The organism is Halioxenophilus aromaticivorans (assembly GCF_042850945.1).
GTDB classification, from domain to species: domain Bacteria; phylum Pseudomonadota; class Gammaproteobacteria; order Pseudomonadales; family Cellvibrionaceae; genus Halioxenophilus; species Halioxenophilus aromaticivorans.
Genome location: NZ_AP031496.1, coordinates 4652369 through 4676569 on the forward strand (window position 1 = coordinate 4652369; position 24201 = coordinate 4676569).

The 24201-nt window shown below is 52.2% G+C and carries 19 protein-coding genes; 7 read left to right on the plus strand and 12 right to left on the minus strand.

The genetic code is table 11. From position 1 onward, the window contains the following. The first annotated feature begins 88 nt into the window (after positions 1-88). Both ACGHM3_RS19900 and ACGHM3_RS19905 read left to right on the plus strand, forming a co-directional pair. Positions 89-1639 carry a SulP family inorganic anion transporter gene (locus ACGHM3_RS19900; RefSeq protein ID WP_345423596.1) on the plus strand — a complete coding sequence of 517 codons (1551 nt, stop codon included), beginning with the start codon at positions 89-91 and terminating at the stop codon, positions 1637-1639. A gap of 188 nt (positions 1640-1827) precedes the next feature. Next, the gene (locus ACGHM3_RS19905) at positions 1828-2388 is read left to right on the plus strand and encodes an antibiotic biosynthesis monooxygenase (RefSeq protein ID WP_345423593.1); all 561 of its coding nucleotides are present in this window, start codon (positions 1828-1830) and stop codon (positions 2386-2388) included. 33 nt (positions 2389-2421) lie between these two features. On the opposite strand, the gene ACGHM3_RS19910 is transcribed toward ACGHM3_RS19905, so the two are convergent. From ACGHM3_RS19910 to ACGHM3_RS19930, 5 genes are all read right to left on the minus strand, one after another. Continuing rightward, the gene (locus tag ACGHM3_RS19910; protein ID WP_345423590.1) at positions 2422-4332 is read right to left on the minus strand and encodes a cation:proton antiporter; all 1911 of its coding nucleotides are present in this window, start codon (positions 4330-4332) and stop codon (positions 2422-2424) included. After that, entirely contained in the window at positions 4329-4946 is a 618-nt protein-coding gene (locus ACGHM3_RS19915; RefSeq protein WP_345423587.1) for an NAD(P)H-dependent oxidoreductase, read from the minus strand. The genes ACGHM3_RS19910 and ACGHM3_RS19915 overlap by 4 nt, the downstream gene beginning before the upstream one ends. 78 nt (positions 4947-5024) lie before the next feature. Then, positions 5025-6290, minus strand: a complete 1266-nt coding sequence (locus ACGHM3_RS19920) for an MFS transporter (RefSeq protein ID WP_345423584.1) — start codon at positions 6288-6290, stop codon at positions 5025-5027. Between the two features lie 113 nt (positions 6291-6403). Continuing rightward, positions 6404-7243 (minus strand): class III extradiol dioxygenase family protein, encoded by an 840-nt coding sequence (locus ACGHM3_RS19925; RefSeq protein ID WP_345423582.1) that lies wholly within the window; start codon positions 7241-7243, stop codon positions 6404-6406. Then, positions 7236-7637, minus strand: coding sequence for a protocatechuate 3,4-dioxygenase (locus ACGHM3_RS19930; protein WP_345423579.1), 402 nt, complete (start codon positions 7635-7637; stop codon positions 7236-7238). The genes ACGHM3_RS19925 and ACGHM3_RS19930 overlap by 8 nt, the downstream gene beginning before the upstream one ends. A 140-nt stretch (positions 7638-7777) precedes the next feature. On the opposite strand from ACGHM3_RS19930, the gene ACGHM3_RS19935 reads away from it, so the two are divergent. The 5 genes from ACGHM3_RS19935 to ACGHM3_RS19955 all read left to right on the plus strand — a co-directional run bounded on the left by ACGHM3_RS19935 (position 7778) and on the right by ACGHM3_RS19955 (position 14556). Further along, on the plus strand, positions 7778-8671 hold the full coding sequence (locus ACGHM3_RS19935; protein ID WP_345423576.1) for a helix-turn-helix domain-containing protein: 894 nt from the start codon (positions 7778-7780) through the stop codon (positions 8669-8671). 141 nt (positions 8672-8812) lie between these two features. Continuing rightward, complete coding sequence (locus ACGHM3_RS19940) at positions 8813-10138, plus strand: hypothetical protein (protein WP_390517488.1); 1326 nt, start codon at positions 8813-8815, stop codon at positions 10136-10138. A gap of 250 nt (positions 10139-10388) precedes the next feature. Continuing rightward, complete coding sequence (locus ACGHM3_RS19945; RefSeq protein ID WP_345423567.1) at positions 10389-11645, plus strand: HD-GYP domain-containing protein; 1257 nt, start codon at positions 10389-10391, stop codon at positions 11643-11645. Positions 11646-11889: 244 nt separating this feature from the next. Next, on the plus strand, positions 11890-13080 hold the full coding sequence (locus tag ACGHM3_RS19950) for an MFS transporter (RefSeq protein WP_345423564.1): 1191 nt from the start codon (positions 11890-11892) through the stop codon (positions 13078-13080). 135 nt (positions 13081-13215) lie between these two features. Then, positions 13216-14556: an IS1182 family transposase gene (locus ACGHM3_RS19955; protein WP_345426163.1), complete on the plus strand. Its 1341-nt coding sequence runs from the start codon at positions 13216-13218 to the stop codon at positions 14554-14556. A 211-nt stretch (positions 14557-14767) separates the two neighbouring features. On the opposite strand, the gene ACGHM3_RS19960 is transcribed toward ACGHM3_RS19955, so the two are convergent. From ACGHM3_RS19960 to ACGHM3_RS19990, 7 genes are all read right to left on the minus strand, one after another. Further along, a complete protein-coding gene (locus tag ACGHM3_RS19960; RefSeq protein WP_345423172.1) occupies positions 14768-18436 on the minus strand; it encodes a Calx-beta domain-containing protein in 3669 nt (1222 codons plus the stop codon). Positions 18437-18675: 239 nt separating this feature from the next. Next, positions 18676-19230 carry a hypothetical protein gene (locus ACGHM3_RS19965; RefSeq protein ID WP_345423175.1) on the minus strand — a complete coding sequence of 185 codons (555 nt, stop codon included), beginning with the start codon at positions 19228-19230 and terminating at the stop codon, positions 18676-18678. A gap of 141 nt (positions 19231-19371) precedes the next feature. Beyond that, a complete protein-coding gene (locus ACGHM3_RS19970; RefSeq protein WP_345423178.1) occupies positions 19372-20370 on the minus strand; it encodes a cytochrome d ubiquinol oxidase subunit II in 999 nt (332 codons plus the stop codon). Then, positions 20370-21764 (minus strand): cytochrome ubiquinol oxidase subunit I, encoded by a 1395-nt coding sequence (locus ACGHM3_RS19975; RefSeq protein WP_345423181.1) that lies wholly within the window; start codon positions 21762-21764, stop codon positions 20370-20372. Before ACGHM3_RS19975 ends, ACGHM3_RS19970 begins: the two co-directional genes overlap by 1 nt. A 77-nt stretch (positions 21765-21841) precedes the next feature. Continuing rightward, positions 21842-22399, minus strand: coding sequence for a GbsR/MarR family transcriptional regulator (locus ACGHM3_RS19980; RefSeq protein WP_345423184.1), 558 nt, complete (start codon positions 22397-22399; stop codon positions 21842-21844). 112 nt (positions 22400-22511) lie between these two features. Beyond that, positions 22512-23345 (minus strand): CPBP family intramembrane glutamic endopeptidase, encoded by an 834-nt coding sequence (locus tag ACGHM3_RS19985; RefSeq protein WP_345423187.1) that lies wholly within the window; start codon positions 23343-23345, stop codon positions 22512-22514. Between the two features lie 3 nt (positions 23346-23348). After that, complete coding sequence (locus tag ACGHM3_RS19990; RefSeq protein WP_345423190.1) at positions 23349-24095, minus strand: sulfite exporter TauE/SafE family protein; 747 nt, start codon at positions 24093-24095, stop codon at positions 23349-23351. Positions 24096-24201: the final 106 nt, after the last annotated feature.

Sequence of the window (24201 nt, forward strand, 5' to 3'; positions counted from 1 at the left end):
GCTGCTGATGTTGGTGTTATTCCCGCAAAGGCTAAACTGCCGTGTTACGGCATCCATATTAATCATTGATGATTTTTAGAGGTCTGTCATGAAGTCTGACTCCCTATTTAAGGATATAAAATACGACCTACCCGCCAGTGTGGTGGTGTTTTTCGTCGCACTCCCGCTATGTTTGGGTATTGCTCTTGCCTCCGGCGCTCCGCTCTTTTCCGGTATTATCGCCGGTATCGTCGGCGGTATTGTGGTGGGTGCAGCCAGTGGTTCCAAGCTGGGTGTGAGTGGCCCGGCCGCCGGTTTGGCGGTAATCGTGTTTGATGCCATCACCAACCTAGGCGGCTGGGAAGTCTTCCTATGTGCGGTGGTTTTGGCAGGTGTAATCCAAATTACCCTTGGTTACGCCAAAGCTGGTTTTATCGCTTACTTTTTCCCAACGTCAGTAATCACCGGCATGTTAACCGGTATTGGCTTAATTATTATTCTTAAGCAACTGCCGTATCTGCTGGGCTGGCACGCTGACTTTATCGGCGAGCAATCCTTCAGCCAAGCCAATGGTGAGAACACGTTAACCGCTATCCAACACGCGATTTCCGTTATCTCTATTCCGGCCGTAATTTTGTCAGCCGTATCACTGGCGCTGTTGGTTGCCTGGGATAAATTCCTAGTGCCGTGCCACAAGATTTTTGAACTGATTCAAGGCCCCATCGTTGTGGTTCTGTTGGGTATTGTTGTGTCGGCCTTAATGGCCAGTAACGGTGTCGGCTTCGACAGCGAACAACTGGTTACCCTACCAGAGATTAGCAGCTTCGCTGAACTGACCCAGGAAATGGCCTTCCCTGCGTTTTCCCAAATGTTTAGCTGGGATGTGCTGACCGTAGCAGTAGTATTAGCGGCGGTGGCGAGCATCGAAACGCTATTGAGCGTGGAAGCTACCGATAAACTGGACCCAAATCGCGGTGTTACGCCAACCAACCGTGAGCTCAAAGCCCAAGGTTTAGGTAACATCGTATCGGGTTTGGTGGGTGGTTTACCGGTTACCCAGGTAATTGTGCGCAGCTCCGCCAACATTGCCTTTGGTGCTCGCAGTAAGCTTAGCGGTATCGTGCATGGCTTCCTGTTGCTGATTAGTGTTGCCACCATCGCGTCCTTGCTGAACTACATTCCGCTGTCGTCACTGGCTGCTGTGTTGATCATCGTTGGTTACAAACTGGCCAAGCCTGCTATGTTCGCCAAGATGTTTAAGTACGGCCCAGAGCAGTTCTTTCCGTTTATCGTAACCATCGTTGCTATGCTGGCTACAGATCTATTAACCGGTGTTGTAGCAGGATTGGTAGTGAGTATCTTCTTCTCCCTTAAGCACAGCTACGAGAACTCTTTCAAACTGAAAGAGACTGCCGCTAACGAAGAGCCAGACGGCACACGCCACATTGTTTTGGCTGAAGAAGTTACCTTCTTCAACAAGCCAAGCATCATGCGTGAGCTAAACGATATTCCGCAGGATACCAACGTTATTCTGGATTTCAGTAACACCCGATCCGTCGCCCACGATGTGGCCGAGACGGTGAAAGAGTTTGTGACCAACGCACCGCGTAAAAACATTAAGGTACAAACCATTAACTTTAATCCGGCTCAGGTTGCATAGCGTGCAACGCTAGCTTCAAGAATTGGGCTTAACCGCCCTCCCTTCCCTTAGCAGCTTTGCCCGGTTAGTCACCGGGCTTTTTTATGCCCCGCAATTGCAACGCCCATCCACGGCCACTTGAACCCTTCACCCCGCTGCCACCATACTTAGGCAATTAATTCGTCCAAACGAGCACCATCAAGAAAACCATGACAGACACCAACACAGCCCAGGGCGCCACCGTTGTTATCCACCAAGCCGTAGACCACGAACACCAACCGCTACTGGAACAATGGATCACCGAGATCGACCCAATCATTCGGCGCCAACCGGGGTTTTTGGACAAACAAATTATTCGCCCTGTGCCGGGTCTAACCCATAGCTACACCATCATTATCCGTTTCGCCGAGCGTGCAGACCTTGAACACTGGCTTGCCTCCCCCGAGCGAAACGAGATGGTGGCCAAAATTGAACCCCTGCTGCACGAAGAACTGGCCGTATCAGTGCACACTGGCTTGGAGTTTTTGTTTCAACCTCCCGGGGCAAGCAAAACCCCCGTGCGTTGGAAACAATTTCTACTGACGTGGTCGGCGATTTTCCCGTTGGTGTTGCTGTCCCAGGCCCTGGTAATGCCATTGCTGGCGACGGTGGGCTTGGCCGACGCTAGGGTGCTAGGCGTATTCTGTGCCACTGGATTGGTGGTGTACGCCATGGTGTACTGGGTAATGCCCCGGTACACCAAATTGGTCAGCGCTTGGTTATTTAAATAAGTAAAAAATTTAGCCGACAGCCGAACGGTGAAGCTAAGACTGGCGATCTTCGTCAAAGCCACCCGGCGGTGGCGTCCAACCGCGATCGGTGGCGTGGTGATGATCAGAGCGATCCTGCTGCATACTCTCCAGTAGGATTTGTTCTATCTCCATAAAGCGCGAGCGGTAATGCTCATCCACCCCAACCTTGTCGCCCTCGTTAAACCAGCTTTGGTAGAGTGAATCGAAGTGTTGTTTTTCAATGCGCGTGAAGTTTTGCTTAATTTGTTCAACCCTAAAGGCGTGAAAATTAAGCCGCTTTAACACCTCTCCCCCCAATTGCAGGGCAGATTTATAGGTTTCGCTGATGACGACATCGGCACCGGCGTTGATCAACTCATACTGATGACTACGGTCAAATGCCCGAGCCAACACCTGCACGTTGGGGTGCATGGTTTTTACGTGCTTCACCATGGCCAAGGCCTGCACCTTGTCATCCACTGCAACCACAAACACTTTGGCGTCGTCTATGCCTGCGGTGGTTAGTAATTCCGGCCGACTGGCATCGCCATAATAGCTTTTAATGTTAATTCCCCGTAGCCGACTGACGGTACTGACCTTGTGATCCAGCACCACCGGGGATATACCATTGGCCAGTAATAAACGATTGATAATCTGACCAAAGCGACCAATACCCGCGATGATGACCTTACTTTTATGGCCTATTTCATCCTCTGGCTCGGGGATTTTTTTATCCTGAAAACGCGGCTCTATGACTTTATCGTAAACAATAAACAAGGCCGGCGTTAAAAACATCGATAACGCCACCACCAAAGATAATGGCTGCACAATATCCGATGGCAATACGTGGTGGGTTTGCGAATAGGACAGCAGCACAAAGCCAAACTCGCCGGCTTGAGCCAGACTCAAGGTGAACAACCAACGGTTGTAAGACTGGATACCAAAAATCCAGCCAAGTAAGTACAGTAGGATTGCCTTTAGAGCCATCAGCCCTAGAGTACAGGCCAAAATCAGCCCGAGGTTTTGCCACAGCACAGGGAAGTCCACGCCGGCTCCCACGGTGATAAAAAACAAGCCCAGCAGCAGGCCCTTGAAGGGCTCGATGTTGGCTTTTAACTCGTGGCGAAACTCGCTACTGGCCAGTACCACGCCGGCCAAAAAAGCCCCCAGTGCAGGCGACAACCCGACCAAACTCATCAACGCAGCGATGCCCACCAAAATCATCAACGACGTGGTAGTAAACACCTCTGGCAGGCCAGATTTTGCAACATAGTAAAACAGTGGCCGGCTCAGAAAATAACCCGCCGCCACCACCGCAACAATGGACGCTGCCAGGGCAGTTGCCTTGGCCCAGGCGGGAAGATGCTTAACCAAGTTAAGGTCTTCGCTGTGTTGCGCAGCCTCCACGGATCCACCAGCGCCCTGCAACTCCGGCAGCGCCAATAGTGGCAACAACGATAAAATCGGAATAACGGCAATATCTTGGAACAACAGCACTGAAAACGCATTGCGCGCGCCCTCGGTTTTGCTTAAGCCTTTTTCATTAAAGGTTTGCAAAATGATGGCAGTGGACGACAGTGAAAAAATTAAGCCAATGGCTAGCGCCACAGACCAGCGCTCCACAAACATCAGGGCGATGGCAAAGATAGCGCTACAGGTAAGCAACAGTTGCAGTCCACCCAAGCCAATCAAACTGCCACGCATTTGCCACAGTGTCTTAGGGTTTAATTCCATGCCCACCAGAAATAGCATCATCACCACACCAAACTCGGCAAAGTGCTGAATCGCCTCAGCTTCACTCCCCACAAGGCCGGTTACCGGGCCAATAATAACGCCGGCAATCAAATACCCCAGCACCGAGCCCAAGCCCAATCGCTTGGCCAATGGCACCATCACCACAGCTGCGCACAGATACACAAACGCCTGAACAAAATAACCGGTCATTTCTTTTCCTTGGCACGGGCCACCAGGTAGTGGTTCAGCAGCTCATACTGTTTGGCTTCGGTGGGATTAATGCGTTTTTGCAGCAACCCAGACAGCAATGCCTTCCACTGGGATTTGTGCTCGCTTAGGCGTCCTTGCTCCTGGGCATTGCGGGCGCCGAACAGCGCAAACGGCGGCAGATAGGTCATGCCGGTTATGTTGGCCATTTGCTCAATGGGTTGCAGCAGCTGGCCCAGGGTAAAATGAGCGAAGCCGTCGTTTTCGAAGGCTTGCTCGGTACCACCGGCGGAGGTGGCACAGAAAAATAATTTGCCGTGCAACGCGGTGCCTTTTTTTCCGTAGGCGAACCCGTATTCCAACACCAAATCCTGCCACTCTTTCAACATGGCTGGCGTGGAATACCAGTACAAGGGAAACATAAATACGATGATGTCGTGCTCGATCAATCGTTGCTGTTCGGCTTCGATGTCAATTAAATAGGTGGGGTACTGCTGGTACAGATCCACCACGGTAACACCGGGATAGGTGTCTGCGACTTGCATTAGGCGCAGGTTGACCTTGGATCGGTGCAGCGAAGGATGAGCAAAGAGGATAAGAATGCGCTGGTCGGCCATGTCGTGCTTAGTTCTAACTGGGGGGTACTAAAATAACACACCAGCGCCTGTGAGAAAGCAAGCCTACTTGCGCAGGATTTACCCGCCGGAGCTGCTAGCCACACCGGCTTTGGGCTCGGCGGGAATATGCGCTGCGGATTCAATGTCTCGCAAGGCTCGCAACTTGTGGCAACTTATGTAGCCCACACCGGTAACCACAAAGGCCACCCCTGCCCCCACCAGCGCCGCGCTGGTAGCGCCAAACGCAGCAGCCACGGCGCCAGCACGAAAGTCGCCGAGGTCGTTGGAGGTGGCTATAAACAGAGAGTTTACCGCATTAACTCGGCCACGCAGAGCATCCGGCGTGGCCAGGTGAACCAGAGTTGAGCGAATATTAACGCTGACCATATCCGAAGCGCCGTACACAAACAGCGCCACCAAACTCAGCCACAAGCTGTTGGATAGCGCGAATACCAGCACCGAAAAAGAAAACACCAATAGCGACCAAAACAAGCGCGCCCCGGCACGGTGATTTTGCGTCCAGCGCGACATCACCGCACCGGCCACCACCGCGCCCAACGCAGGCATAGCGCGCAGCAGCCCTAAGGCCTCTGGCCCCACCCCCAACACATCCACAGCAAACACTGGCAACAGCGCCACCACGCTGCCGAACAAAATTATAAACAGATCCAAGGTAATACTGGGCAGCACAATGGGGTGGGAAAACACAAAGCCGATGCCTTCGGTAAGCTGTTTGATGCTACGCTGGGTTTGCTGCTCTACTCGAATATCGGGCAATTGAGTTAGCAACAGCAACGCTAGTATTGTGAACACCACCAGTAACCAGTAGGCGTAAAAATCCAACAACACCAGTATCAGGCCCGCTAAAAAAGGGCCAGCGGTCATGGCAGAGGTGGAGCAGGTGCTGGTGATGGCCACGGCTTTAGACAACTGCGATTTGGCGACAATATTGGGCAGCACAGATTGCATGGCCGGGCCGATAAAAGCGCGGGCACAACCACTTAAAAAAATCAGGGCAAAAATGGGGAGTCGTTCCACCTGGCCATTTTGCAGCACTAACGCTAAACCGAGAAACGCGACCAGCTGCAAGCCATTGCACAGCAACAACACTTTATTGCGCGGAAAATTATCCACTACCCAACCGGTGACAATAAAAAGCATAATCACTGGCAGAATTTGCATAAGCCCAACCAGAGCCAAGTCGAAGGGGTTACCGGTGGCTTGATACAGGTGCCAACCAATGGTTACCGACAGCACCGCCGAGGCCAAAGCACTGCACACTCGAGCGCCGACAAAGCTAACAAACACACGGTTTTTAAAGGGTTTGGGCAAGGTCGCAGACAAGCAGAACTCCAGGGGCGGGCACACAGTTTTCCAATCTGCGCATTGTAACACGCTGCGGGGTCGGCAACGGCCCCGTCTCTACACCTACGATGATACAGCCTGGAAAACAAACGTTATTGGTTATCCAACACCAACAACCCGGCACCGGTATTGGAGATGGGCACATGGTAGTGCTTGTGAACCAGTTTTACCTGGGGCTGCAACGCGCCGCGCATCACTAACCACATAATGGTCTCAATGCCCTCGGTGCCGGCCTGGGCCATAATCTCATCGTTGCTAAATTGCGTGAGCCACTGTGGTTCGTTAATGATTTTCTCCATGCAATCGAGGTCGAACTCCACATTAATTATGCCGGCTCGCTCACCCTGTAACTGATGCGACATACCGCCGGTACCCAACACCACCACTTTAAGGTCCTCTGGGTAGGATTCTATGGCCCGGCCTAAGGCATGACCCAGCTGCAAACACCGTTTGGCACTGGGCACTGGGTGCTGCACCGTATTTACCGCCAACGGAATGGTTTTAATGGGCCAGGGGTCACTGGTACCCCATAACGCTCGCAGCGGGTTGACAAAACCGTGGTCCACTTTTATTTCTTGGCAGGTGCAAATATCGAACTCTTGCTCAACCAGGCTCTCGGCAATGTGCCAGGATAACTCTGCATCGCCGGTAAACGGTGCCACGGGTTTTAGCCCCCAGCCTTCGTCGGCGTTTTCGTAGCGATCTGCACAGCCAATGGCAAAGGTGGGTACTTTATCCAAAAAGAAATTAAGCCCGTGATCGTTGTACACCACAATGACCACATCCGGTTGGTTTTCCGCCAACCAAGCTTTGGCCGGTGCGTAACCATCAAAAAAGCGTTTCCAATAGGGCTCCTGAGTCAACCCCTGCTCTATGGCATTACCCACCGCCGGTATGTGAGAGCTGGTTAAACCTCCAATGATCTTAGCCATGCCAGTAGCCTCCTTTTGCTTCTAAAATTGACTCTAAACCCTGCCCTTTTTGCAATAAATTACGCTGAAATTCCTCGGTGCTGATGCCTTGAAAGGCGGCTCCAGCATCCTGCACCGAGACCCCTCGAGGCACCGCCATCTTGGCCAAGTAATAAATATTGGCACCCAGGCGAAGCATGCCGAGAAAATCGTTGCTGAGCACCGCTTCGCGGTACACACCTTCAACGCCAAAGCGCTGGCAATAGGCCTCGGCGTCGGTTTCAAACGCTGTGCGATTTTCTGCATCGTTCAGTGAAAACAGCAGTTTGTTGATGGCGTAACTGGGGTGTGCGCGCCGGCCATCGAAGACATAGGTGCCGGGTATGTCGTTATATGGGTGTTGCTGCCAAGCCATGGAGCCTCCAAAACACAATGATTGAGTGAACTACGTGAACTGGCTTGTATATTACGCGCCTCAATCAGCCAAAAAATGGCCATATCAGGGTAATTTATTGTATATTTCGCAGATTCTCAGCCGACGAGAGACAGCCTCAGATGGCCCCTACACATGCAGCTGACATACTCACCACAACTCTGTACGGGGAAAGTGACGCCTGGCAAGGCATAGACGAGGTGCACTGTGAACCTCTGGTGGAGCGCAGCGCAAAACACGATTGGCAAATCGAGCCCCACCGTCATGTAAATTTGGTGCAGATTTTTTATCTCAGCCAGGGTGAATGTGAAGCCAGCATTGACGAGCAAAAAACGGTGCTGACGCCGGGCGCACTGGTTATTTTGCCGGAGCACAGCGTGCACGGGTTTCGCTGGCGCAAAGACTCCTACGGCTACGTGCTGATGATAACGCGTTCGCTGCTAACACGCATGGAACAAAACCTCGGCCCACAGCACTGGAGCCGCAACCAAGGCAGCGTGAGTTACAGCCCCAATCAACAGCCACTTATTGCCCAGGTATTTGCCCAATTGCTTGACGAGTACCGCCATCAACGCCCACAACGCGCCATTATGTTGGAGGCAATCACCTTAAACTTAATGGTGTTAATTGATCGACTGCACAGCGAGCAGCATCGTACGGCCAGTAATTCAGCTAGCAAACTAAAACAACTAGAGCGCTTTATTGAATTGGTAGAGCATAATTTTCAACAACACCATCAGGTGAATTGGTACGCAGAAAAACTCGGCATCACCCCAGCCCACCTGAATAGCCTGTGCAAGCAAGAACAGCAACTGTCTGCGCTAAAACTTATTCACCAGCGAATTATGCAAGAGGCCCAACGACAGCTCATTTATTCTGGCAAAAGCGCCAGCACCGTGGCCAGCCTTCTTGGCTTTGAAGACCCTGCGTATTTTAATCGTTTTTTTACTCGCCTAGCCGGCAAATCACCGGGTAATTATCGCAAACAATGGGCTCACAAAAACCAGCCCGAATAGAATATTAAACCTACCAAACTGAGCGGGACGGTTATTGACAAGCCAGACGGTTTAAGCCACCCTCGATGCGTTGCTTACCCGCATTAAAAAGCACGAGATCGAACACCAGCCGACGCACGCACAGTAAAACAGGGTTGTTTTATGGAAGGGTCAAAGGTTGCAGGCAAGTGCATATTTCACTGCGAATTATCCGCGCCGCTGTATTATAGAATTAAAAGCGGTGCTGGCCGCCCTGTATATTCAGCATTGCTAATAAAAAAGATCTTTAAATCAGACAAAGCGCTCAAGCATTGGTTTTTCACCCATAGCAAACGCTCTCCACGCCGTCCGGGTTTGGCCGCTGCGATTTTGATTTTATTGTTCAACACTGCTTTGTATTTTCCGCGAACAACAGCGGATACCTTGGCACAGATTAAGTCTTCAAATAACCTCAATATAGACCAGAGTGCCATTTCCATTTCCGGGTTGTCTTCCGGTGGGTTTATGGCGGTACAGTATCACCTTGCCCACTCTAGCGAATTAACTGGTGTTGCTTCTGTGGCCGGTGGCCCCTACCACTGCGCCGCAACACCGTCTTTTTTCTGTGACTACATGCTGTGGTTTTTACCCCGAGGAGTGTGCAACGCCAGCTACCGCTGCACCGCCACGGCGAAAAAATTACTGCCGTTTGGCTTTTACATGGGCCCGCCCGATCACGAAGACTCGGTGGACTCCGCCCTAGCTCTAGCAGAGGCCGGGCTAATCGACCCGCTTAATGGCCTTAATAATGATCGCGTTTGGATTTTCACCAGTGGCCAGCCGAATAAAACCCCGCGGGATACCTTAGTTCCCCATGAAATAGCCGTGCAATTGAAAGATTTTTACCAAGCGTTGTACAACCAATCGGAGGCGGTTGAGGGTGGTGATTTAGTGTTTGTGGATTCGGTGCAAGCCGAACACAGCATGGTGATTGATGACCCCACCCGTGACGATAATTGCGACGCCTTCGGCCACCCATTTATCGACGATTGCAGCTACAACACCGCGCAACAATTACTCGATCATCTCTACCCCAATAGCGTCAAACAATTAGCCACCAGCCAGGGCCAACTATTGAGTTTTGATCAGCAGGCTCTGCCCCAGGCCACCATGGCCGATACCGGCCATATTTATGTGCCTGCGGCCTGCCGGCAAACCACTTGCCCCTTGCACATAGCCCTGCACGGCTGCGGCCAAACTCAAACCATGATTGATGCAGCATTACCCGAGCCCGAGCGGTTATATTTTTATCGCGATACCGGCTACAACAGCTGGGCCGACACAGCCAACGTGGTTATGCTCTACCCGCAAGCCGCAGCCAGCGAAGACAATGAAAACGGCTGCTGGGATTGGTGGGGCTATAGCAGCGAAGACTTCCATAATCAAAGGGCGCCGCAAATCCTGAGTATTCGATCCATGGTACAGGCATTAACAGGGCCTGGTGACTGATTACAAAGCAATTAACCATTGAGGTGCGTTTCACACACTAAGATTGCCACATTATTTTTACGGCAGGAGTCTAAGAACCGCCGGCCTAAAAGGCAGCTAATACCGGTAGCAATGTAAAATCGCGGCACTATTTATGAAATTTTGCTTTATTTAATGCGCAACATAAAGCATCTATTCGAATAGAGTATTACTATGAACCTTAATAGGGAACACAGCCCACGGAAGCAACGGCGTACACGCAAAATCAGCTATGGCTACAACCTCCAAAATTAACGGTCATTTCGTATCAGAGCGAAACAGCAAAAAAATTCACGTTTCTGAATTACAAATCGGCATGTGGATTTCCAAGCTCGATCGAGACTGGCTTGACACGCCATTCCTTATGCAAGGTTTTTTGGTTGAAACACCCGACGATATCGCTACCGTGGCCGAATTTTCTCAGTTCGTCTGGGTGGAGGCAGAAGAAGAGCAATGGGTGGATTACAACAACAAAGAAACCCTCAAGAAAAAATTCCGCGCAAAGACCTATATCAACCAAGTTAACGCCCAAACTGAAAATCGCAAAGTACTCGGTGTTTACCGCGAGGCTCGCCGAATCACCAAGTCCCTTCTCGATGAAGCCCGTTTCAGCTCAGTGATCAACGCCGAGACCGCCAAGCAAACCGTAGACGACTGCGTGCACAGCGTGATCCGTAATTCCGATGCACTGATGTGGTTGTCTAAAATTCGATCCAAGGACGAATACACCAGCGAGCACTGCCTAAATGTGTGTATTTTATCCATCGCTTTTGGCCGGCAGCTGGGTTACGAAGAGCAGGCGCTAAAAGATTTGGGTATGTGCGGCTTGTTGCACGACGTAGGAAAAATGAAAATCCCGCTGGAGATACTCAACAAGCCCGGCAAATTTACGCCCAACGAGGCGAAAATCATGAAAAGCCACTCAATTTTAGGCCGCAATATGCTTATGGCAGCGGGGACCAAGGTGGCTCAAGCCGTGGATGTGGCCTGGAGCCACCATGAGCAGATTAACGGCAAGGGCTACCCGCGGCGCCTGGAAGATCGCAACATTAGCCGCTACACACGTATTGTTTCCATCGTCGATGCCTTCGACGCCATGACCGCAGACCGCTGTTACAGCAAAGCCAAAACCTCCACCCAGGCCTTAAAGATCATTTATCGTAACCGCGGTACCCAATTTGATTCCGACTTGGCCGAGCAGTTTTTACGCTCGGTAGGCTTGTACCCACCAGGCACGTTAGTGGAGCTGAACAACGGTATGGCGGGTTTAGTCATTGAGACCAATCAAAAGTATCGCCACCTACCGAAAGTGATCATACTGCGCAACCAGCTCAAACAACGCGTTAAGGAAAAGATTCTCAACCTGGCACTCATTGAGCAGGGCCGGCTGTCCAACGACTTTCTCATCAAAGACGTTCACGTGGATGGCACTTTTGGCGTGAGCGTACGTGAATATCAAGAGCGAGGCCTGTTGTTTAGACACAAATAGCATAGACATAGCAAGTTTAGGCATACATAGCTTGGACAACGCTAGTTCCAACAACGATAGCCCCGCGACTCATACCCCATAGCTAACGCCATATTGTGTCTCTTTCTTTACCGCTCTTGCCCACATAATTTGACGCTCTTCGTCATATTTTTTTAAGCACACCGGCATTGCGCCGCCGACCCTGCGCTGATAACTTCTCGTTTTACCTACCTGCTGCGCCCGCAGCACAACTGAGTTATTTACTTTGTCTGCTGAACATACGTCGAATCGCTTTATTATTTTAGCGCTGGCCGTCGGTGGTTTTGCTATTGGCACCACCGAATTTGCCGCCATGAGCCTCGTGCCCGAATTTTCTCAAGACTTAGGGCTGAGCAAGCCCCAAGCCGGCCACGTGATCAGTGCCTACGCCCTGGGCGTGGTGCTGGGCGCCCCCATTCTGGCAGTACTGGGCGCACGCTTTACTAGCCGCCGGTTGCTAACCGCGTTTATGGCGGTGTTCGCAGCCGGCAATGTGCTCTCGGCGTTGGCGGATAGCTACATCACCCTATTATTATCGCGGTTTTTAGCCGGCTTCCCCCACGGTGCCTTCTTTGGCGTGGCAGCCCTGCTGGCGGCCTCCCTAGTCCCTAGGCATAAGCGTTCGCAGGCCTTCGCCATGGTGCTTTTGGGGCTAACTATAGCCACGGTGGTGGGTGTACCCCTGGCTGCAACCATTGGCAAATGGGTCAGTTGGCGCTGGGTATTTGCCTTTGTAGCACTGTTGGCTTCCATTACCGCCACCTGTGTATGGCTATTGGCCCCCAGTAATCACCGCACCGGCGGCAGCAATATATTGGCTGAGCTCAGTGCCCTAAAACGCGTGCAGGTTTGGCTATCGTTGCTGATTGGCGCGGTGGGTTTCGGTGGTTTGTTTGCGGTTTACACCTATTTGGCGTCTACGTTGATTGAGGTAACCCAGGCACAACCCATCGCCATCCCCATTGTGTTCGCTTGCTTTGGAATTGGCATGACCGCGGGCAATTTGCTGGCGGCTCGGGCCGGCGACATTGCGCTACTACCCACCATGGCCGGAACCATCGTGATTTGCATCATATCTCTGGCGATTTACCCACTCACCACAGGCAATGTGTGGGCGCTTAGTGCCATCGTTATTTTGATCGGTGCCGGGGGTGGTTTATCCACGGTTCTGCAAACCCGGTTAATGGATGTGGCCGGTGAGGCTCAAACCCTGGCCGCCGCGCTAAACCACGCAGCGTTGAATTTCGCCAATGCGCTTGGCCCATGGCTGGCCGGCTGGGCCATCGCCTTTGGCGCCCCCTTGCCAATGACCGGCTGGGTAGGCTGCGCCCTGGCGGTGTGCGGTTTGCTACTGTTTTTTGTATCCGTGCAGCTAGAGAAATCCCATCCAAATACAGCTGCGGCCCTACCTTTGTAATTAGTGTTAGCAGCTGGGGCTTGCCTTAGATTGCTAGCAAACCATCGCCTATAAAACAAAACACCCCGCAGCTGCGGGGTGTCAGACTGCTGACAAAGCCCTAGCGCGTGCGCTGGGGCTTTGTTTTAATGGGGAATGCTTAAAGATCGCCCCCAAACCCAGTCATCGCTTGAGTTTGTCAGTATCGACGAGCTCGTTCCTCAAGATCACTTGTTGCGTAAGATCGAAGCCAAAGTGGATTTCAGTTTTATCCACGACTTGGTAAAAGAGTTTTACTGCGACAACAACGGTCGTCCCGCCCTAGACCCAACCCTGATGTTCAAATTGCTGTTCATTGGCTACCTATTTGGGGTTCGCAGTGAACGCCAATTGATTCGGGATGTTCAAGTGAACGTAGCCTATCGTTGGTTCCTGGGTCTTAGTCTGACCGATAAAGTGCCGGATCCATCCACCCTCAGCCAAAACCGTATCCGACGGTTTAATGAATCTGATGTCTATCAGCAGATCTTTGATCAGATTGTGTTGCAAGCGATGAAGAAAAAACTGGTGGGAGGTCATACCTTTTACACAGATTCCACCCATCTCAAAGCCAATGCCAACAAAAATAAGCATGTAAAAGTAAAGGTGCAGGAAGAGCGTCAGGCTTACCTCGAAGCGCTCAATGATTCCATCGAAGAGGATAGAATCGCTCATGGAAAAAAGCCCTTAGCGCCGCAATCAGCGGCGCCCAAAGAGAAAGAGATTAAGCAGAGCACCACCGATCCTGAGAGCGGATATATGGTTCGAGACGACAAGCCACGAGGCTTCTTCTATCTTGATCACCGCACAGTGGATAGCCGTTGTAACATCATCACCGATGTTCACGTAACCCCTGGAAATAAGCACGATTCCGTGCCTTATCTGCAGAGACTGGATCGCCAAGTTGAGCGCTTTGGGTTCGATATTGAAGCGGTTGGGTTGGACGCTGGTTACTTTACAACAGCGGTGTGTCATGGCCTGGAAGAGCGGGAGATCTACGCGGTCATGGGGTATCGTCGACCGACTCATAAAAAAGGATACTTCTATAAAAGAGAGTATGAGTACGACGAGAAGAAAGACGTTTATCGATGCCCAGAGGGTCAAGAACTTATTTACGCCACAACAGGTAGGGATGGTTATCGACGTTACCACTCCGATCCAAATCTTTGTAAACAATGCCCTTCGTTAGACCGATGCACCAAAAACCGTGACAAGGTAAAAACGGTAACTCGACATGTTTGGGAAGACAGCAAAGAGCGCGTTAATGAGCATCGGTTAACGGAGGAAGGCAAACAGATTTACGCGCGCCGAAAAGAAACCGTCGAACGAAGCTTTGCTGATGCCAAGCAGTTACATAATTATCGCTATGCGCGATTTAGAGGGCAGAGCAAGGTTCAAGCACAATGCTTAATGGTCGCTGCTGCCCAAAATATGAAGAAGATTGCGCTAATGGCCTAAAAGGGCCATTTTATGTTCGATTATCCGTCAATAAAGCCCCAAATCGGCTCTTCAATGGCTCTAGGCGACTCAGAAGTGGGACTCTGCCATTACAAGCCCGAAATCTAGCAGAACCGTAAATCAGCCTGAGCAGACTCCCAAAATAGAAAACCCCGACTAAAAAGCCGGGGTTTATCAACGATCTGACACCCCGCAGCTGCGGGGTGTTTTGTTATTGGGTACAGCTACTTAAGTTGTCTATCCACTGGCTGAGCATGGCCACGTTATCGGTATCAATGTAGTGCGAGCCAATAGGCGGCATGGCCAGCGCATCGCGTCGAGCAATGCGTTCTATCAATACCGAACGCGAGCTATCGCCCGGCGCAATAATGCGCGCATTACTGATGCCGAGGTCACCCGCACTTGGGGCGATATCACAGGCAGCGGTGTCGGCCAGGGCGGTCTGGTAACGAAAATCCAAATCCACCGGGGTTGGGCCGCCGTCGCGATGGCACTGGGAGCAGTTACTGTGCAGCCAGGCGCGGGCGCGATCGGCCAAATCGGCGGCGATATCACCCGGGTTAGCCAGGGCATCGAGGTTGTCTACGGTATCGGGCAAGCCCGCACTGAACAAACCTATGTGCTCTAGGGTGGCCAACTGGTTAGCGGTAACACCGCTAGCCGGGTAGGCAAACTCGCCATTAAATTCGGCTATTTCTGGGCCCAGAGCCACGCCCGCCACGGCAGTGTGGCAAGCCGTACATTGAGCGCCGCTGGGCCAGGTGTAAGTTTGGCCTTGGACCTCGGCGGTTTTGCCGCCGTCCACACGGGTGGCTTCGGTTTGTGCGCTATTCCACTCGTAGGAATAGCCCGCCCAGTTGCCGTTGCTGTGTCGCATCATTAACCGCGTTTCAACCAGTTGGTTGTTCAGGCGGAAGTTTTTCATCAACACCGAACCTACCGGGAAGCTGAAATCACCGTCGCCATCAATATCGATGGTGGCGCCGTCAGGGATGGCCAAATAACGGGTTTTCTCGGCAACATCGGACCAAAACGGCGCGTTAATGGTGTAAGGAATCATCCCGTCGGCGGCCTGGGTTGGGTCTGTACTGAGCACACAGCCTGTTTGCGACAGCGTGGTGGGCACCGTGTCATTGCTGGAGATAGCCGCGGGAATCACGCGGCGTACGCGGCCGTTTTTGATGTCGGTAAAGATAATTTCGCCATTGGCATCGGCGGCGAAGGAGGTGTAACCGAAATTACTGGTCAGCAACTGGTAATCGTTCATCTGCGCGTCTAAATCGGCGGATAAATCCTGGCTGTGGGCCGTGGTAGCCCATAAGGTGCCGTTACCATAATCGCCGAACACATACTGCCCCACCAAGGCAGGGATTGCCGATCCACGATAAACCACACCGCCGGTGACCGCGTTACCCGAGCTGCGGGTGTAGGCGATATCCGGCCGCTGATAGGTGCCGGTGCAGCTGGAGAAATCCACGCCCGGGGTCGGATCTGTGCCTTCATAACAACGCCAACCGTAGTTACCGCCGCGCTGCACAATGTTGATTTCCTCCTGCGCTTCTTGACCAACGTCGCCGGCCCACAACTCACCGGTGGCGCTGTCGAAATTCCAGCGCCAGGGGTTGCGAAAGCCCCAGGCATAAATCTCTGGGCAGGCATCGCTATTTTCGCCAGCGCCGCAGATGGGATTGGCGGCAAAGGGGTTATCCGCCGGGATGACGTAGGGTGTGGCCGGGTAGCTCACGGCTGGGTCTAACACGTCCACCCGCAAAATAGAGCCCAATAAATAATTCGTCGACTGGGCTCGGTTGAGCGTGTCGTTACCGCCGCCGCCATCGCCCAAGCCAACGTACAAATACCCATCTGGGCCAAAACCTATGTCGCCACCGTTGTGGTTTTGAAATGGCTGATCCACAGTGAGCACGGTTTCTTCTGTGGTAACCGTGGGCAAAGTGGTGTTATCCACGGTGAGCTTGGTCACCACTGAGGTCATATCGGTGCCGGTGGTGTAGCTTAGGTAAATCACGGGTGTGGATGGGTAATCCGGGTGGAAAGCAAAGCCCAGCAAACCGCCCTCACCACCGGTATTTACTTGGGAAGAAATATCCAACCACACGGTTTGAGTGTTGTCGGTATCGCTGTCGTAAACGGCAATAAAACCCAAACGCAGGGCGACAAAATAACGGCCGGTGCCGGGCTCTATGGCGACTTTGGTGGGCTGGTTAACGTACACGCCGGAGAACAAATCCTCGGTGCTCACCGTTGCTGAGCTGGTGGGCTCATCTGGAGCAATACAACTGGTATTGCTCGGCCGCTCATTCATACCCACCAAGGGGTCATCGTTTTCAATGGTGCCCAAGGCCGTAGCCTGGCCTAGCTCCGCCCCCACCGCATCACTGAGCACCAGGCTAAACTGTTCATCTTCTTCATACCCAGCATCCCCCGTAATCAAGACACCCACATTAAAGGTCTCGCTGCCCGCCGGTATGGTGATAGTTTCGCTAAGCCCGGCGTAGTCTTCGCCGGCCACAGCGGTGCCGTCCGTAGTGCTGGCCTGCAATGTGATGTCTTGGCTGGCGGCCGGCGTGATGGTCAGTGCAAACTGCATTTCAGAATCACCGCTGTCGCCTTCCACTAGGCTGGCAGCCGCCACACTCACGCTGGATAACGCCGGCGCCACGGTATCGTCATTGACGATGGTGCCCACCGCAGTGGCGACATCGATGTCTGCACCAACGGCATTGGCGATGGTTAGGCTTAATTGTTCGTCGTCTTCGGACTGGGTATCCCCCAGCACACTGATATCCACCGTTGCTTGCGCGCTGCCGGCGGCGATGGTGATGGTCTCGCTGCGGGCTAGATAATCCTCACCGGCTAATGCCGTGCCATCAGCCGTGGCAATATCAACCTCAATATCGCTGGCGGCAGCGGGCGTTACGGAGACGGAAAAACTCAGCGCTGTGGTGCCGTCGTTACCCTCAACCACGGAGGCGGGGCTGAGACTTAATACCGAAACCACCGGCGCGTCGTCGTCATCGACGATGGTAATGGTTGCCGTGGATTCGCTGATAACCCCAGAGGTGAGGTTGGATAGGGTAACGGTGAAGGTCTCGTCGTCCTCAGCTATGTCATCGCTGAGAATCGGAATCAATACATCAACGGCGGTGCTGCCCGCCGGCACGGTGACGCTGGTATTGGTTGCGGTGTAGTCTTCCCCGGCCAGGGCAGTGCCATCCGCTGTGGCCAGTTGCAGGCCAATATCTTCGCTACTGGCGGGGCTAACGGCAATGCTGAGGCTAAGTTCATTGCCAGCTTCGTTGCCCTCCACAATGGAGGCATCGGCAATGGATATTTGGGATTTGACACTGGCGACTTGATCGTCATTGACGATGGTACCAACCGCTGAAGCGGCGGCCAGGGTAGCGCCTGAGGGGTTGCTGAGTTGCAGAGTAAAGGTCTCGTCGGGTTCGACTTCGGTGTCCCCTACCACCGGCACACTGATACTGGCGTAAGTCTCGCCAGCAGCAAAACTTACGCTACCACTGACGGCCACATAATCGATGCCATCCTGGGCAGTGCCAGCGGCAGTACTGTAACCCACACTCACCGCGCCAGTAGCAGCCTCGCTCAGCGTAAGCGTAAACACCAAGTTGGTTTGGCCGCTATCACCCTCGGTGATACTGGCACCGGCGACAGAAATCGACGGTTCAACGGTTTCCACCGGTGGCGTTTCGCCACTGCCCCCGGTGTTACCATCGCCATTGGATCTGGTACCAGAGTCTCCATCACCAATACAGGCAGTCAATGCCAACACACTGGCCAATACACAGGCTTTAGGCAAGCCCCCAAAAACCAAGGCCGAACTCCACACTCGCGCCATCTGCGCCCTTCTCCTTATAACTACATCATCACGGCCCACTGCCGTGTCCGCGGCTCTCCGCTACCTGCGTACTTTGGCCGCGGGTAAAGATTACGGCAAGCATTTAAAACCGCACATTAACGGGACGCTACAATCACGTGTCGTCGGAAAAAAAACAATGGGGTAAATAAGGATTTTTTGTGACGAGGCACCCACCCTGGTATTAACACCAGGGTGGGGCTCATGTGAGGGAGATTAAACTAGAATTTCCACTGCAGGGTTGCGTTGAAGATGTCCTGCTGTAGGTCTACGTCGCCCCTCAGGATTTCGTAGTCTGTGTTGTCCTGGTTGAACTGCAAATAATTGCCACGAAAGCTCTTTTCACTGTAATCGTAGCCCAGGTTAAAGCCAAAATTACGAGTAATGTAGTAACGAAAACCTAGGCCGGCCGCTGGCATAAAGTCGCTGGAATCGCCGTCAAAGGCCGATTGCGTGATCGCTCCACCACGAATGTAAAACTCAGCGCGTTCGCTGATCGGCCACATCACACGACCAAAGAGTCGAAAATCGTCCACTCGTAGCGCTTCTACCTCAATACCGAAGTACCGGTTAATGTTGTAGCCCATGCTGAACAAGCCGTTGTATTCTGAATCTTCGTCTGCGAAGGCCTGACTCCGAGACAACTCTTCTGAAACATGGCTTGTACCCCAGCCCAAATGCCAGTCGCCACCCACAGAATCTGCCTGGGCAGAAACAGCCCCTAATACGGTAGCGCAGGCCATACTTACAACAGAAAAAACTCGGTTGAAGGTCATAACGACACCTCCTTGTGCAATCAGTTTAAGGGAATAGATCCAAGCCTGTGACACCTACAAATAACGTTGGTTCAAAACTGACTACTCAGGTGGTTAACTGAACGGCTACCCCCCACAGCTTCGGTTGAGTATGAAGCACCATCAATAGTACTTCAGCTCACCCACCTTGCCCCAAAACACTCGGTAGGAGAAAAAGGTGTACAGCAAGATCACCGGCACCACCACCAGGGCACCCACCAAAATAAACATCAGCGATTCCGGCGCACTGGCGGCTTCGGCAGCGGTTAATTGCCCCGGAATAATGTAGGGGAAATAACTGTAGGCCAAACCGCAGAAAGCCATTAAAAAGATCATTGCAGCGCCCACAAACGGAATCCAACAGCCAAAATCTTTGTGATGTGGCATACCCACAAGATAGCGGTCCACCACCACAAACACCGCGGTGACTAACAGTGGAATGGGCAGCAACAAAATCACCGCGGGAAAGCTCACCCAGCGCTCGGCCACTTCGGCGCTGATCAGCGGGTTGACGATGGAAACCGCCGCCACGCCAATGGCCGTGGCCCAGGCCGCCTTGCGGGTAATTACCGCACTGCGTTTTTGGATATCGCCTTCGGTTTTCATTACCAACCAGGCCCCACCGATAAAGGTATACGCTCCCATCACACAAAACGCACTGAGTATGCTAAACAATTGGGCCGCTAGGCCGTCGGCAAAACCCAGCACATAGCGGCCCAGCATATAACCCTGGGTGAGTGCGGTGATGATGGAACCTATTTTAAACACACGGTCCCACGCCAGGCGGTGGGTGGTGATGGCCTTGGCGCGAAAATCAAACGCAACGCCGCGCATTATGATGCCGATTAACATCAGCGTGGCTACTAGATAAAGCTCCCGCAGCACCGTGTTGTGGGCCTCTGGAAAGGCAATAAATAACAGCCCCACGGCCAGCACCAACCAGGTTTCATTGGCATCCCAGAATGGGCCAATGGAAGCAATAAATTGATCCCGGTGGGCCAAATCATCGGTGTGCATGGGCAGTAGAATGCCCACGCCTAAATCAAAGCCATCCAATACGGCGTAAACAAAAACCGCTAAGCCAACTAAGCCTAAAAATATCTCAGGTAAATACGCTTCCATTACATCGACGCCTCTTGTTGGCCGGTTAAGGGGATTTTGCTGTCGTCTTCCGATGACACTACCGTATTAAGCGCTTCGTTGGTTTCAAACTCTTCCACCAACACCGACTTGCGGGCCATATAAAACAAGGTGTGAATATAGGCCACTAGCAATACGGCATAGACCGTTAAATACATGGCCAGAGATAGACCCACGTTACCGGCGGCGATTGGCGTAACGGCATCGGCGGTTTTTAATACACCGCTGACCAAGTAAGGCTGGCGACCGATTTCTGTGACGTACCAGCCGGCCAAGGTGGCCAACCAACCGGAAAACGTAAACGCAACCAGACTTATTAAGAACCACTTTGGCGGCGCCTTTTTACGGATTAAAAAGCTGCTGCCCAACCAGGCCAAACCCAGCATCATAACGCCGACGCCCACCATAATACGAAAGCCGAAAAACAGCGGCGCTACCGGCGGGTGCTCGCCTTCAAACTCGTTTAAGCCTTTAATTTCGCCGTCGAATTCGTGGGTAAGAATCAAACTCGCCATGTTGGGGATGGGCACTTCAAAATAATTGGTTCTGTCTTCTTCGCTGGGTACCGCAAATAACAACAGCGGTGCACCGCGTTCGGTTTCCCACACCCCTTCCATAGCAGCCACTTTTTGCGGCTGATGGTGAAACGTATTTAAGCCATGCATATCACCGGCGAATATTTGCAGTGGCGCCACCACCGAAGCCACCACCAAAGCGGATTTTAGTGCAATTTTAGGTGCGCGTTTTTCGTCACCCTTAATGATGCGGTAGGCAGAGACACCGGCAATCAAAAACGATGAGGTTAAAAAGGTCGCCAACATCATGTGCACAAAACGGTAGGGCATGGACGGGTTGAAAATAATCTGTAACCAATCTAAAGGAAACGCCACACCGTCACGCATTTCGAACCCCGCCGGGGTTTGCATCCAAGAATTTAGGGCAATAATCCAAAACGCCGACAAACTGGTGCCAAACGCAACCACAAAGGTGGCGGTGGTGTGCAGCCAATTGGGTACCCGGTGGAAGCCAAACAGCATCACCCCCAAAAAGGTAGCTTCTAGAAAAAATGCGGTGAGTACTTCATAGCCCAGCAGCGGCCCGGCGATATTACCCACCGTGGCCATAAAGCCCGGCCAATTGGTGCCGAATTGAAAAGACATGGTGATACCACTGACCACCCCCAAAGCAAAGGTGAGCGCAAAAACTTTAACCCAGAAGCGGTAGGCACGCATCCATATGCCGTCTCCGGACAGGTTAAATCGCAATTTAAAATAGAATAGGAACCAGGCTAGGCCAATGGAAATGGAAGGGAATAAAATATGGAAGCTAATGTTGGCGGCAAACTGAATGCGCGACAACTCCAGTGTTTCAAGCATGACTACAACCTCAAAAAAAGATTACCTCCTGTCGTTATTGTTATGCGGTAAACGGTTTGTATTTTAAAAACTGAGCATTAGTGCTCATCTTTAGGTTTGTTTAACAGGCGATCTTTTACATCCAACACTTTGCCAATGCCCGAACCCAACTTCATCAAAGTACGCAACTTGTCTGGGTTCATGGACTGTAAATCGGTGACCCACCCTGCCAACATTTCCAAAACATCGTGTATTTCTTGCATTTTTGCCTTGGCATGGTCGTCGGTGGGCTTGTCTGACGATTCGATCAGTAGATCGCGCAGAAGACTGAGCGTTGGATCCAACTCGCGCTTGCGCCGCACTTCCAACACCGTAGCGCCCAACTGCCAGACATCCCCGGCCGGCTGATAGTACTCTTTGCGGTCCCCCGGCTTATGCACGGGTTTGATCAACCGCCAGGCCTGTAGCTCCTTGAGACCCATACTGACATTGCCGCGGGACACACTAAGCGCCTGGGCAAGATCATCGGCGCACAATGGCTGTTCAGTAATCACAATCAAGGCGAACAACTGCCCTACGGTGCGATTAAAGCCCCAACACGAGCCCATCTCACCGAAGTGCAATACAAAATCCTGTACTTGATCACTGAGCTGCAAAGCAAACCTTCTGAACTTTCAATAATTTCTGAAAGTTTAAAACTAACAGTCGATCTCTGTCAATCCCTAAACAGCCAGAACCCTCGACCAATCCGCGACCGCCTTATATACACTAAGGCAACCATTGTGCCGGCAACCTAGCCTGGCTAATGAGAGAGGCCGCATCCATGGTAACGGCCACCCCCGCGTGCACCAGAAAGCCGCCCCAAATGGAGCGGGAACGCAGCGCGAGGATGCCCAGAAAGAAGCCAAACAAGATGGCACCTGTGGCCTCGAGCCACAGTTTGGGAAAGTGAATCATCAAATAGGGAACGCACATCACCCAAATGGCATTGACCCCCATGGCCGGGCGCAGCGCATTGAGCATAAATCCTCGAAAAAAGAACTCCAGCGCGGCAAACTGCAGTAGATACAGGGCCTCCCAGGCCAGCAGGTCAAACCAGCTGCGCGAGGCTTGCTTGTAGAAGGGATAATGCTGCAGAAAATCCGCCCGGAAACTGACCAGGTAAATAAACAGTAAAATGGGCGACAGCAGCAACGCGTAACCCAGCCAATGACGGTGGGTATCCGCCCACCCTAACCCCATTTCTCTAACGGAAGCCTTAAAGACGTAGCGAATAACCACTACGGGAATCAAAACGTAGCCCACTAAATGCCAGGAAGACCACCACACATAACCCCATAGCGAGAGAAAACCGGCATCGTTGAGCTTTCTTAGGTAATACTGAGGATTGTGGCCGGCCAGCTCGCTGGCCCAAGCCAGTAACGCCCTGAAGGACGAGGCGTATTTTAAATAGTGAATAAGTAAAAGGCAGAAGCACACCGTTGCCATTACCCATAACACGCGTTTGCTAGCTTGTTGGCGGCCCAGTGTGTACGAGGGCTTTGCTTCGTCGATGGCCTCTAAAGCGCGCCAGAGTTTGTTAGGGTGTAATAAACGCAACATAATTTAAAATAACAGTAAAAGGCCCATAACCAGGGTTAGGATTTCGAACAATTTTTTGATCAAGCGGTTGCCGTTTTTCAGCGCCAAGGCGGCACCACAATAGCCCCCGATGACTGACCCCAACAGCAGCGCCGGCACCCAAGACCACTGCACCGGAGTTTGTAACGCCAGGGTAAGCGCACCCAACCCATTCCAACACAAGCCCACCAACACCAGAGTGACGGCGGTGGCCCGTATAAAATCGAAACCAAACCACAATACCAGCCACAATGTGACAAATAGGCCAGTGCCAGACGTTAACGAACCGTTGAGAAAACCAATGATAAATAACCCCAACCCACCCAGGGTTAAGCCCCAGCGAGATCGGTTTTTAGGCTCAAACTGCTGACCTAAGGTTGGCTTAAAAAAGGAATAAACACCCAGCCCCAGAGTTAAAACTCCCAATGCTTTTTGGGCGAGATCCTCCGGCACGGCCAAAATTACGTTAGCCCCAAGCATCACACCCGGCAGCCCAAATAACAATAGCAGCAAAACAAATTTAGGATCCGCAGTGCCCGCTCTAAAGTGCTTTATTGTGGCTCCAACCCCCAATGCCACCGTGGCTATTTTGTGGGTTGCCAACGCTAACGAGAACGGCAACCCTAAAAAGATTAACGCGGGCAGTTGCAGTAAACCGGCACCGCCACCGGCCATGGCCGATAATCCATTAGCCACCAAAGCCAAGATAAACAACCCTAATTGTTCCAACATACTCCTGCCAACCGGCACTCCATAGAAAATCGCCTAAACCGCGAATTGTATTTGCTCTTAAATGCCACCGCCAGAGTGTATGTGGACTGTGCACTATTGATTTACA